The 13,425-nt window shown below is 54.8% G+C and carries 8 protein-coding genes; all 8 read left to right on the top strand.

What is annotated here, in order from left to right; genetic code table 11:
• Positions 1-71 precede the first annotated feature (71 nt).
• Genes OGY72_RS08815 through OGY72_RS08780 form a run of 8 tightly spaced genes read left to right on the top strand, consistent with a single transcriptional unit; the run spans position 72 to position 13,385 of the window.
• On the top strand, positions 72-1,184 hold the full coding sequence (locus OGY72_RS08815; protein ID WP_286547582.1) for a tellurite resistance domain protein: 1,113 nt from the start codon (positions 72-74) through the stop codon (positions 1,182-1,184).
• 49 nt (positions 1,185-1,233) lie between these two features.
• A complete protein-coding gene (locus tag OGY72_RS08810; protein ID WP_047358976.1) occupies positions 1,234-2,679 on the top strand; it encodes an SrfA family protein in 1,446 nt (481 codons plus the stop codon).
• A 17-nt stretch (positions 2,680-2,696) separates the two neighbouring features.
• A complete protein-coding gene (locus OGY72_RS08805) occupies positions 2,697-5,765 on the top strand; it encodes a virulence factor SrfB (RefSeq protein WP_040232067.1) in 3,069 nt (1,022 codons plus the stop codon).
• Entirely contained in the window at positions 5,765-8,479 is a 2,715-nt protein-coding gene (locus OGY72_RS08800) for a putative virulence factor (RefSeq protein WP_286547581.1), read from the top strand. Before OGY72_RS08805 ends, OGY72_RS08800 begins: the two co-directional genes overlap by 1 nt.
• Positions 8,473-9,492: a hypothetical protein gene (locus OGY72_RS08795; RefSeq protein WP_040232063.1), complete on the top strand. Its 1,020-nt coding sequence runs from the start codon at positions 8,473-8,475 to the stop codon at positions 9,490-9,492. The genes OGY72_RS08800 and OGY72_RS08795 overlap by 7 nt, the downstream gene beginning before the upstream one ends.
• Positions 9,489-11,456 carry a vWA domain-containing protein gene (locus OGY72_RS08790; protein WP_040232062.1) on the top strand — a complete coding sequence of 656 codons (1,968 nt, stop codon included), beginning with the start codon at positions 9,489-9,491 and terminating at the stop codon, positions 11,454-11,456. Before OGY72_RS08795 ends, OGY72_RS08790 begins: the two co-directional genes overlap by 4 nt.
• On the top strand, positions 11,456-12,181 hold the full coding sequence (locus OGY72_RS08785) for an ABC transporter ATP-binding protein (protein WP_047358974.1): 726 nt from the start codon (positions 11,456-11,458) through the stop codon (positions 12,179-12,181). Before OGY72_RS08790 ends, OGY72_RS08785 begins: the two co-directional genes overlap by 1 nt.
• Positions 12,171-13,385 carry an ABC transporter permease gene (locus OGY72_RS08780; RefSeq protein WP_040232058.1) on the top strand — a complete coding sequence of 405 codons (1,215 nt, stop codon included), beginning with the start codon at positions 12,171-12,173 and terminating at the stop codon, positions 13,383-13,385. Before OGY72_RS08785 ends, OGY72_RS08780 begins: the two co-directional genes overlap by 11 nt.
• Positions 13,386-13,425 lie beyond the last annotated feature (40 nt).

Raw genomic sequence — 13,425 nt, 5'->3', positions numbered from 1 at the left:
AACGTTCCGGCTGTCTGAGATGCGATGATACACATCTCATGCATATCACCCACAACAATAATGATTTGCTTATGCAACGATTAACAACTGCCGCGCCGATTGATGAAGCAACGCTGACAACCTATGAAGAGACGGTCGGTATCATACATCGTCATCTTCCTCCTTCACTGGCGCTGCTGTATGCCACCGCGCGTCGCAATGCTGAAGGACGCCTGGAGTGGTGGACAACACGTCAGGGGCTGGCTAAACCTTTTTCCGCACTGAATGACGCCGAACGGCTGACTGTTGAGAATAAACGTCAGCAATATCAGGACATTCTGGCGGGGTTAATCAGCCAGCTGGCCGCGCGCGGCGAAGATAAGTCAGCACATGCGTTGCAAACGCTGCTCACCCAATCACACCACCTCGACGGCTATAGCGTCGGCGGCGAACCGGTGTTGGTCAATTGGGCCACAGCCAGCACAGCGGCCCCCCTCCATACAGTAGTGGTTATCCCCTGGTGGCGCGGTTTTCTTCCTTGGCTGGCATTATTGCTACTGCTGCTCCTGCTCGTCGGTGTCTGGTGGTGGTTTACACATCGCCCGGCCGTGAAGCTCCCCGTTGTTACACCAACCCATACCGAATTAACTGACACCAATCCCAGCGTGAAGCTTGAGAAACGTCAGGATTTTGGCCGGATAAAAATCAATCTGCAGTGGAAGCAGGGGGACCACAAAGAGCCTGTCGATCTCGATATTGCCGCCTTTGTGCGCTTAAAAAACGGTGAAATCAGCGGCGCTGAGGCGCTGAGTCATTTGCCCGGCAACTATGACCAGCCACCGTATCTGCTGCTGCAGGAAGATCTGCGTGAAGGCAATGACGTGGATGGCGAATGGCTTTTCGTCAACGGCAGCCACTGGCAGGACATTGATGAGGTGTTGATTTATAGCTTCATTTACGCTGGCACCGATAACTGGCAAGGGACAAACGCCTCCGTCACCCTCTATGTCCCCGAACAGCAGCCGATTACATCCATGCTCACGGATAGCGACCAGCGTAATAATGTCGCCGCCATCGCCAGGCTCAAAAATGTCGATGGCAATATTCAGGTTGAACGCCTTGACCGTTTCTTCCCCGACCGCGAGTCGATGGATAAGCACTATGGCTGGGGTTTCAAATGGACGCCCGGCGCGACCAAAAATTAGCCTGTACCACTGTGGCTTTAGTCAAATTACAGCCTTTAAGGGTTAGATAATGCGAAATTCGATTCAGGGACCACTACTTCGTACCGGAAATAACTCTTCATTCAAGGCGCTGGGTGAAACGGGCTATCCTGTTTTCAAGATGGCCTTCCAGCTACGCGAAGCCATCTATCGTCTTGATGCAGGGCGCGATCTGGCCCGTCATCTAGCTATCCCGCAAAACGATCAGGGCGGTGACAGAACCGACTGGTACAGCAGTTTTCCCGGCGATGTTATCCCGTGGAGCGGCGCAAGCGAAGCGGAGCGAGAATCGGCGCGCCAGCAATTTAATGCGTTTCAAATGGCAGTGCAGTCACTAAGCGAACAGCTGCTCAACGCGGAGCAAAGCGGAACCGGCGGCGATCGTCGGGTCTTTGCCCAGTTGCTTAAATCTGTGACCCATTTCCCCGATTATGAGTTTGTCTATCTCGTTAATGGAACGCTGGTGATCACCTTTTGGGGGTTTGTCCACCCGGAAGGGGAACAACGTCACCCGATGCATTGGCTGAGTTCATCGTCCGTTCCCGCCGCCGCCCTCGCGGCCGTTCCGCCGCAGGCCAGCGCCACGGAAAAAACCGTCGAACCCGCTCCCGCGCCCTTTGTTGATATTCGAACGCGCCGCTGGCGCTGGCGTTGGTTGCTATGGCTACTTTTGGCGTTACTGCTGCTAGCGCTGCTGTTAGGGCTGCTCCGCGGCTGCGCTCCTTCTCTTTCCCTGCCGGGCCTCCCTGGTCTTTCTGCGGATAAAACCACGGTCACCGCTGAACCTGTGGCTACGCACCCGGCCGCCAGCACCCATGACGTGGCGATCAGGGGGTCAGAAACCGCCGTTGGCGCTCGCGCCGTACCCGGCATTGTGGAAGGGTCAACCGCGGACGCGCATCCTGCGCTGGATTCAACGGTGCCCGCGATGCCTGCCGACACATCTGACAGAGCGGTAGACGGCGATGCGCCGCCGCCGGCTAACGCAAATGAAGCCAGCGTAGAACCGCCACTGCCGCCCGGCGTACAGGATACCCACGACGAGCAGACGCCTCCGGGCGTGACTCCGGTAACCGCCCCGCCGCTCGTTGCGCCGCAGGGCGAACCGTTAACCCTCCCGGCCACGCTGCCGGACGGCCCGGCGAAGTTTCTTAACGGCGAATGGCGCGTGAATGGCGGTATTCAGGACAAGCACACCGGACGCCCGCTCCAGCTGCAATATAATTTTGACCAGGGCAACGGCACCGTCAGCGTCCGCCAGTCCAGCGGCGTAACGTGCCGTGGCCCAGCCAACGGTAACGTGCAGCAGGGGGCGCTCAACATTACCAACCCTGAGCAAATGACCTGCAGCGATGGCTCAAACTTTATTGTGCCGACCATCGAGTGCAAATCACCTTCCGCGGGTCATGCCGATTGTATTGGCAGCAACGATGGGGAAAAAACCTTCCCGATTCGTATGCTTCAACCTAATTCCTGAACAGGGACGAGATAACTATGTTGCCCGAGATTGTATCTTTTGATCGTCAAGTAACCCTGGTAGGCGACTCCGGGATCCAGTTTATGGATTTTGGTTTGTCTCCAGGACGTTTGCCCGCCGGTGAATTTGTTAAATTAGCCAATGGCGTATTGACCCGTTTAATCTACAACGAACAGCGTGATTACTATTTTTATCAGCCCAGCCCGGCAAATATCGAGAAGGCTAAAAGCCAGTACGATATTCCCGTTGAGCAGAGTCTTAAGCTGTTTGACGGGACATGGTTGCCGCTTCCCCTACTCCGTTTTAGCCCGCCTGACGTCTATCAGGAAGGGCCGCTAAACTGGGCGCGTTTTCGTATCGTCAAGCTGGACAAGCCTGATATGGATGGGCATAGCCATCGAATGACGTTGGCTATCGATACTCGCGTAATGGCCAAACAGCAGGCCGCCGCCGACCTCAGCCCGAACCAGGAAGATGTCAATGCCGGGGCAACCTTTGCGGTGGCGACAGCCACCTATGCCCTTAACTGGTATCTCACGCAAGAGTGGATTGTCGACTGGCTGAAAGAGGTATTTAAAGAGGCGAGCAAAGGCCGGGATATCGACGAACGCGAGCAGGAGCTTAACCAGCAGTATCCGCTGGCGCACTACCTTAACCTTCTTTCACTGATGGCGATTCCCGTCGAAGGTTTGCAAAGTCAGACCGCCCCCATCATTGAATTGCCGCATTTCAGGGTCATCGCCAATCGGGAAACTAACGCTATCAAGCCTATTCCCGTTGATTTGATCCTCGATGTCGGTAACTCACGCACCTGCGGTATTCTCATTGAAGATCATGGGCAATCAGGTTCAGGTATGCAGCACAACTATGTGCTCAAATTGCGCGATCTTAGCGCGCCGGAACATGTTTATACCGAACCCTTTGAAAGCCGGGTCGAATTTTCACAGGCCTTCTTCGGCAAAGATCACTGCTCGGTGCGTAGCGGCCGCCACGATGCCTTCCAGTGGCCGACGATCGCTCGTATCGGCGGAGAAGCGGGTCGTTTAGCGGCGCGCCGAAAAGGCAGCGAAGGTTCAACCGGCCTCTCCAGCCCTAAACGTTATCTTTGGGATGAAAAATATTACGGTCAGGGCTGGCGATTTAACGGTAGCTACGTGCAGGACAGTAATCCACTCGCCACCGCTGCGCCGTTCGCGAATCTGATCGATGAACGGGGCGAGGCGTTACACACCATCGAAGATGAGATGGATCGCATCCCGGTCTTTACGCCACGCTATTCTCGCAGTTCTCTGATGACCTTTATGCTCGCGGAAGTATTAACCCAGGCGATTAGTCAGATTAATAGCCCGGAACAGCGCATACGTCAGGGACACGCAGGTATTCCGCGTCAGCTACGCCATATTATTCTGACCGTGCCGCCCGGTATGCCGATGGCTGAACGTTGCGTACTGGATGACCGTATGCGTCAGGCGGTCGGTTTAGTCTGGAAAGCGCTACGCTGGCACAACGGCGAAAACGATCCTTATGAGGATGAGCAAGAAGATCATAGTCAGACAAACATTAAAATTCCGCTGCCAAAAATCAGGGTCGAGTGGGATGAAGCGTCCTGCGCGCAGTTGGTTTATCTCTACACCGAGATAAACCAAAACTTTGCCGGTCACCCGGAGTCGTTTTTCGACGCCCTTAGCCGACCCGACAGCACGCAACGTGAAAGAATATCCATCGCATCTATCGATATCGGCGGCGGCACCACCGATCTGGTCATCACCGATTATCATCTCGATCGCAATGGTCATAGTGGGGGCGGCGCTAACGTCCATATCATCCCGCAGCAGCGTTTTCGCGACAGTTTTAAAATTGCCGGCGACGATATTCTGCTAGATGTCATCCAGTCCTATGTGCTTCCAGCCTTTGAGCAGGCGCTGCGTGAAACGGGGGTCATATCCGTTGAGACGCTGATGTCTCAACTGTGCGGCTCGCAAAATATTAGCGCGGCGGAATCCGTGCTGCGCCAGCAGCTCACCCTGCAACTCTTCGTTCCCCTCGCGTTGCACATTCTGGGTAAATACGAGCAATTCGATCCGCTGGACGAGCAAACGCATATCGTGATTAACCAACGTGTCGGCGATCTACTGCCGGTAGGTTCTCTGCGTGATGAAGTCGAGGGCTTTGTTCGCCGCGAAGTACAAAAAGCTGGTGGCCCGACCGATTTCAAACTGGCTGAGGTAATGCTCACTCTGCCGCTCGCCAGAGTGCATAACGATTTGTGCTCGGGTAAGTTCAACATTGATAAAGTGCTAACCGCGCTGTGCGAAGTGCTGAGCTATTATCATTGCGACCTGCTACTGCTGACGGGCCGCCCTTCGCAGCTGCCGGGCATTCAGGCAATTATCCGTCGCAACCTGCCATTGCCGCCGGGGCGTATTTTACCGCTGCACGGTTATCAGACCGGCACCTGGTATCCGTTCCATAAAAATGGCCATATCGACGATCCGAAGAGCACCGCCTCCGTTGGCGCGATGCTCACACAGCTGTGCGCAAATCACAGCATTCCTAACTTCCATTTCCGTACCTCGGCGCTGAAGCCTTACTCAACGATTCGCCATATTGGCACCATTGATATGGATAACCTGATTCGCAGTGCCGATATCGTTTATCGCCATATCGAATCGGAGAACGGGCAGATAAAACTGCCGACATTCACCGACGAAAATGGCGAGAACACCACGCAAAGTATCATCATGCGTGGCGATTTGCGGCTGGGTTATCGTCAACTGGATGCCGAACGTTGGGCCGCCGCACCGCTTTATACCTTACGTTTTAGCGAAGAAGGCCGTAAGAAGTTTTCCGCCGCCTTCTCCGTGGATAACGGTTCACCGTACCTGAAAGTGAGACTGGCTATCGACAAAGGCAAACGGGCGCGCCAACTGGGCTTAATCAGCGATCGGCTGATGATTGCGGATATCACCAGCAACACCGATAAGTCATTCAGCAAGCGTGATGTAGATCTGGAACTCAATACTATGCCCGATACGGGGCTCATTGATAGCCGACACTGGCTCGATAGCGGGAGTGTTAAAAAATAATGAATAGCGATCAAAAATCTCTCACTCAGGGTTGGGCAGCTATCGCTCAGGGCTGTCAGGACGCACTTGGCTGGGTTGATGCAGTGCGTTCCGATTCACGTCGCCTCGACAACGAGGCGGATAAACTCAACCTTAGCTTGCTCCGCACGCGTAACCAGGCCAATAGCCTGACGTTGGTCGCCAGAACGCCAATGACCGTCGGTTTTTTTGGCATTTCTCAGGCCGGGAAATCCTATCTCATCTCCGCGCTGGCAGCGGGCAGCAATGGTTCACTGGAAGCCCTTTATGGCGAACGGCGCGTCGACTTTATCAAAGAAGTGAATCCCGTCGGCGGCGGTAAAGAGGCCACCGGCCTGGTCACCCGCTTCACCCGCCAGGCCCCCGCTGCGCCTGCGGGCTATCCTGTGCCTCTGCGCCTGTTCAGTGAAATCGATCTGGCCAAAATTCTTGCAAACGCCTGGTTTAATGATTTCAACCACGAGCAGCTGAGCTTTCAACTTGATGAAGCCAGGGTTGAAGAGCGACTGCGCCCCTTCCTACAACTCGCCACACAAGCAAAAAGCTATAACGGCGTGAGCCAGGAAGATGTGGTTGCCTTATGGGATTACCTGAACGCCTCGTTCAGAAAATCGGTTGAAAAACTTGAACACGCCTATTGGCCGCAGGTGTTGAAAATTGCCCCTGCGCTGAGTCCTGGTGAACGCGCAGAGCTATTTTCTTTATTGTGGGGAGAACTGCCGGCCCTCACCGAGACCTATCGTTCATTAGCCAATGTGCTGACCAAACTCAATCATGCCCGGACGGTGTTCGCCCCGCTGGAGACGCTGATCGATCACAGTAATGGCAGCATTATGAACGTCGACAGCCTTAACCGGCTAGGCTCCAGCCAGGATCGCCACGTGGAGATCCGCTACTGGAAAGAGGAACAGCAAATCGGCAGCGCCAGCTTAACCCAGGCGGAACTGGCAGCGTTAACCACCGAGCTTATCTTCCCGTTAGCGGAAGTCGAGGCCGACAGCGTCGTGGAGCAGGTCGATCTGCTTGACTTCCCTGGGTATCGCGGGCGTCTTAAAATTACCGCACTGGAAGAGGCCGGTAGAGAGGGGCTTAATCCCATTTGCCAGCTTCTGCTGCGCGGTAAAGTCGCCTATCTGTTTGAACGTTACACCGATAATCAAGAGATGAACGCGCTGGTCGTGTGCGCCAGCTCCGCCAAACAGAGCGATGTTGCTGACGTCGGTCCGGTATTAAACCGCTGGGTAGAAAAAACGCAGGGTAAAAGCGCCGAAGAACGTCAGGGCCGTAACCCTGGGCTGTTCTGGGCCATCACCATGTGCGATATGCGCATCAACAGCAGTCTGCAACTCACCACCGAACAGTTAAAAGAAGGCTGGGAAGGTATGCTGCACATGACCTTGCTGGAGCGTTTCGCCCAATATGATTGGCTGCAGCAATGGGCGCCCGGCCAGGCGTTTAATAACTGTTTCCTGGTGCGAAAACCGGGGCTGGATAATCCGTTCATCGACCTAAAAGACGGTACAGAACAGGAGCGAAACAAGGAAGCGTGCATCACCGAGCGCTATCGCCAGAAGCTCGACGAAATGGGCAGCACCTTCATTAGCGCTAAAAACGTGCTGCAACACGTCACCGAGCCGAGCAAAGCCTGGCACGCGATGCTCGAGCTCAACGATGGCGGCATGGGACGCTTAACCAAAGCGCTGCGCGGCGTCGCGCATCTGGAATTCAAGCTGGCACGTTTGCAGCAACAACTTGAGCAGTGTCGCGAGGAGACCGGCAATCGCCGCCTGGGCCGCTGGTACGAAAAAGACGGCGACGGGCAGCTCGTGAAAAAACAGGCCATCGCGAAAGAGCTATGGCAGGGGCTGTCCGCCTGCTCCCACAGTATGGGAGAGCTAATTAATCGTCTGGATCTGCCGACGCAGGAGCTTAATAACATCTATTTAAGCATTCGCGACCGCAACCCGGAACCGTCAAGCGATGGCGACAGCCTGGCGGCAAACGCGTTTACCGCCAGCCCATTTGGCAACAACCCCTTCGGTGATAACCCGTTTGGCAGCGATCCATTCGCCGCCGCACCGGCTGAAATCGCCGTGGTTGACGCGCCAGCGTCAACTGCCCAGGAAAGAGTCGGCCAGGACGATGATTTCGCCCATCAGGCGTTTAAAGCCTGGGTCGCGCATCTGCGTGAACTGCCGCAGCAAGCGCCGCAGTGGCATCAGTTGGGGATGAACAGCGAACTGATTAATCATCTCAGCGAAGAATTGATCACCGCAGCCACGCGCCTCGATCTGGAAGGCACGCTGAAACGCGCGCTGGCGGGTCAGGAGCAAGCGGGTACGCGGCGTGAACATCTTATGGCACGCCAGGTTCTGCGAGCCCAACTGACTATGCGTGATTTTATCGCCTGGTTTGGTTATCTCACTCTACCGCCTGAAAAGGTGCCCAACAGCTACGTTGGCGATAAAAATAAAGTCTTCCTGCGCCAGAAACCGCTGATGAACGACGAGCTGCCGCAGCTCGCCGCCGTTGCGCCGCAGCCGGGTGTCTCTTATCTGGGAGACTGGCTATCCGCCCTGATGAGCGTCGTACTTGATAACGCTGGTCATAGCGCCACGCGCGATATTTCCGTCGAACATAATCGCCAACTTGGTCAGATTATCAGCCAATTAAAACAAGAGAACATGCCATGCTAGCTAAAATCATCGCCTGCCAACCGGCAGAGCCGGGTACCGCACAATTGATGGTTCGCCTGCGCGGCGAAACTGCGGTGCTGCCCGATCTGACCTTTACGCTTTGTAATAACGAGCAGAACTATCTGCAGCCCGATGGCAGCTGGAGCCCTGCACAGCACTGGTTTACTGTCAACGGCGGTTACTCCCTGGCCAACGGCAGCGGCTTTCGTATCGGCCCTACTCTACTTGACCCTTTGCTGGCAAACGCAAGCCAGGTCCAGATTCAGATCAAGCTGGCTTCAGGAGAAGTGCGCAATACCACCCTCCAATTGGTGCGTGATGAGTTGCTCTCTTCTGAAGCCAGGGGCGCGACGGGTAATTACAGCAGCAGCAGTATGCTGGCAACCCCAGAAACCGACTCCGCACCAGTGGCCATCGTAGAAGCGCCCGTCGCAGAATCTGAAACCATTGCGCCGACCATTCATGCCGAGCCGCAGCCGCAACAAAAACCTGCGGCTTCCCGCCTCCCGCTCATCATCGCCGCCATCCTGCTTTTAGTGGTGATTGCTGGCGCGCTTTGGTGGTTCATGGGCCGGGACAAAGGTCAGGAGGTGGTCCCGGCGGTACAAGCTCAGCAAGCCCCCGCCGCCGCCGCCCCTGAAGCGACGAACACCGAGCCTAAAGCCCCGGCTGGCTGTTCCGCACAGAGTTTAGACACGCTGAGCGAGCTTGAATTCGTGCAGACGTGCGTTCAGGAAAAACTCGATAGCGATAAACTGCTGGCCATTATCCAGTCAGCGAAAGAGGCGAAGAAATGCGGCGTCGCCCAGCGCCTGTACGCAAATCGCGCGCAGGGCGGCGATACCAAAATCGCCCTGATTTACGCCGGTGAGTACGATCCGAAATACCATCAGGCAAGCGAATGTTTCAAAGAGGCGGATAAAGATACCGCGGCCTATTGGTACGAAACGGTACTACAATCAGAACCCGAGAACCAAACGGCTAAGCAGCACCTTGAGGAGCTAGCAAAATGACCCGGACTTTTTTTTGCCGTCTGGCGCTGCCATTATGCGGCCTGTTGTTCAGCGGGCACCTCTTTGCCGCCGAGGGCGATAAACCGCTGCTTCAGGAAGGGAAGAAAACGCTATACCAGCGCATCCTGACGACGCCAGGCTGTAAGCTTAGCGACAACGCTGGGGATGAAAATGGGCAGCTTCAGCCTGCCTTTAGCAGCCTTTATGTTTATCAAAAGGAAGAGGCTAAGGGGCAAAGCTGGCTTAAAGTCGGGCCGGATAGCTATGGCAAAACCCTTGGCTGGTTGCCGAAATCCTGTACCGTAGACTGGAAAATGCAGCTGACGCTGGCGTTTACCAACCCGGCCAACCGCGATCGGTTACTCTTTTTCAAAGAGAAAGAAAGTCTGGATAACATTCTTTCTGCCCCCGATCCTGTCTCTCTGGTGGCGCCGCTGCGCGCCAAATTGAAGCGTGACGGCCACGCTGAAGGTATTCAGGCCCAGGAGCCGGAATATTTTGTCGATCTGCAAAAGCAATTTTATCTGCTGCCAATCCTGAGCGGCGAAGAGGTCATGACCGAAGATGGCTTCTATACGCGCCTGCTCAACGTGGCCTCCGTCAGCAAGGCGGATGATAACGCAGCGGCAAAACAAGATAACGACGTAAACCAGTTGAAAGGCTTTAACGCTTCGGTGGTGTTCGTTATCGATTCAACCATTTCAATGGGGCCGTATATTGAGCGCACTAAAGAGGCGGTCAATAAGATCTACGACAAAATTAAACAAGAGCATCTGGATGGGCAGGTCAAGTTTGGTTTGGTCTCTTATCGTTCAAATACCAAAGCCGTACCGGGACTTGAATATAACACCCGCATTTTCGCCGACCCTAACCAGGTCAAGGACGGCGCGGATTTTCTGCAGAAAGTCGCCGATCTTAAAGAAGCGAAGGTCTCAAGCTCTTTATACGACGAGGATGCCTATTCCGGCGTGTTATCAGCTATTGATGACATTGACTGGAGTCCATTCGGCGCCCGCTATATGGTGCTGATTACCGATGCTGGCGCGATTGAGGGCAGCAATAAACTTTCAGGAACCGGCCTTGATGCCAGCCAGCTCCGTCTGGAAGCCGGTAACCGCGGCATTGCTATTTATACGTTGCACCTGAAAACCGCCAGCGGCAAAGCAAACCATACCAAAGCCGAGGGCCAGTACCGCGATCTCTCCAATTTTGATAGCACGCAATCTAACCTTTATCAGGCGGTGAATGCAGGCGATATCAAAATGTTCGGTCAGCAGGTTGATGCCCTGGCGTCAGCCATTACGGAACAGGTGAAAGCCGCCTATATGGGGGATGCCGCCATTGGCAGCGCGCTGTATGCCAAAGATGAGGGGCAAAAGCTCACGGCGGAGCAGAAATTGCTCCAGGATACGGCGTTAATCGGGCATGCGATGCAGTTAGCCTATTTGGGCAAACGCAACAGCACCCAAGCCCCGTTGGTGTTCCAGGCCTGGATTAGCGATCGCGATCTGATTAAGCAGAACATCCCCACAACAGATGTTCGCGTGCTCTTAACCAAGGGACAGCTGAGCGATTTAAGCGATGCCGTCAGCCAGATTCTGAAAGCCGCTAATGAAGGGATGATCTCGCCCACTAAGATGTTTGAACAACTGCGCACCGTTGCGGCAACAATGGGGACCGATCCTAACCAGTTGAAACAGCAAGACAGCGCGAGCATCGGCGATCTTGGCGTGCTGGGCGAGTATCTGGCCGATCTTCCCTACAAAAGCGATGTGCTGAATCTCGATGAAGAAACGTGGAAAAGCTGGGATGGGCTGTCACAGGAGAAATTTATCCGCACACTGTCATCCAAGCTGCGTCACTATCAAAAATATAATGCAGATGTCGACCGTTGGGTCGAGCTGGCGCAAGGTAGCGATCCGCGCGATCGCGTGTATCCCATCCCACTGGAAATGATGCCCTGATGCTGCACATTGAAGACTTGTGCGTGGTTCGTGGTCAGGATCATCAGGCTCACCGTGTTTACCTGCCGCAGCTTTCGCTGCGGCCAGGCGAGGTGGTGGCGGTAACGGGTGAAAGCGGCTGCGGTAAAAGCACGCTTCTGGAAGCCATTGGTTTAGTGTTGCATCCCAGCAAAATTGGGCGTTTCACGCTCAGCAAAGGGGCACAGCAGCAGGATATTGCCGCGTTGCTTCTGGGCGAGCGACATAATACACTCGCTGCGATTCGGGCACGCGAACTTGGCTTTGTATTACAAAACGGTGGCCTCCTTCCCTACCTGAACGTCAAAGATAATATTCTCTTGCCGTGCCAGCTGCTGGGAGCCCGCCCTGACAGCACCATGCTGGATAGGGTCATCGACACGCTAAAACTGTCGCCACTACTGGCAAAATATCCTACCCAGCTCTCCTTTGGCGAACGGCAGCGCACCGCTTTTGCGCGCGCGATATTACATCGCCCGGCGCTGGTACTGGCAGATGAACCGACGGCGGCGCTCGATCCCTACAATGCCCAGAAATTATTTAGCCTGTTTATCGAACTAGTCCGTCAGGAAGACATGATGGCGCTGGTCGTTTGCCATGACTGGCCTCTGGTCAAACACTTCAATTTACCCTGTTTAGCTGCGCAGCCAGAATCGCTGACGGCGTCATCACAGAGCGAACGGGGAGGTACTTACTTTGTCCTTTAATCGTGCAAGACTGCTCGGTCGCCTTGCAATGCAAGACCTGTGGCACGATCGCATCATCTCTTTTTGCATCGTCTCCTCTCTTGTTGCGGTCATCGCCCCTTTACTGCTCCTTTTTGGCCTGCGCTTTGGCATTGTGAACCAGTTACAAAACGATCTGGCCAACGATCCCCGCAATCTGGAGATCCGCATGTTGAGCAGCGGAAGCTACGATCAGCACTGGATCACGCAGCTACGGCAGCGGCCTGATGTCGGCTTCGCCATCGGGCAAACGCGCTCGCTCAATACGCTGACTGACTTGCAGACGGACAGCACACATTTTATTGAAAATGCGGAAGTCATTCCGACAGAGGCTGGCGATCCTTTGCTCGGCACGCAGGTGCTCCATCATGACCATGAAGTTGTTATTACTCAGGAAGCGGCACGCAAGCTGGCGGTGAAAACCGGTGATACGCTCACGCTACGCGTGAGTCGTATGCTCGATGAACGCCGCGAATGGGGACGTAAGCGCGTGACCGTGGTGGGGATTTTGCCAGCCACCTATTTTAATCGCCCCGCTATCTTTACCCGCCCCGCGTTATTAATGGCTCTTGAACATTTTCGCGATGGCTATGCGGTAACAGCGTTAGGGGTCGCCAGCGGCGCTCAGCTTAACGGTAACGCGCCGCGCTACGCCCGCGCAAGGTTGTACGCACGCGATATTGACCATGTCGCCAGCCTTGAACGCGATTTGCGCGCCCAACGCATCGAAACTACCAGTCGGCTGGCGGATATTGAGAATGTAAAAAGCATTAACCGTGTGTTGGGCATCATCTTTAACACGATCGCCATCACCGCGCTCATTGGCTGTATCGCCTCGTTAATCGGCTCGTTTATCGCCAATGTCGATCGTAAACGTAAGCATATTGCTGTACTTCGTCTGCTGGGCTTCACGCGACCAGCCGTAGGCGTTTACGTCATTAGTCAGGGCACTTTGCTCAGCCTGATGGCCTATATAGGCGGTTTTGGCATCTATTTTTTAGCCAGCCAGATATTTAACCGGGCGCTGTCCACAAGCCAGGCCACCGGTCAGATGATTTGCAAGATAACGCCCTTACACGGCCTTATCGCCCTCTTACTGACGCTGGTTGTGGCGACGCTGGTTGCCGGTATCGGTGCCTGGCGCGCGATCCATATTGAACCTGCGCAGAGCCTGCGCGAGGCATAACCCTTATTTTTTTAATTTGCCCTAAGCATCTATTTTAGCG

Origin of the sequence: Citrobacter sp. Cpo221 (genome assembly GCF_030332345.1) — a bacterium.
GTDB classification, from domain to species: domain Bacteria; phylum Pseudomonadota; class Gammaproteobacteria; order Enterobacterales; family Enterobacteriaceae; genus Citrobacter; species Citrobacter portucalensis.
The sequence above is the reverse complement of the archived record's forward strand: the minus strand, read 5'-3'. Positions and strand labels throughout refer to the sequence as shown.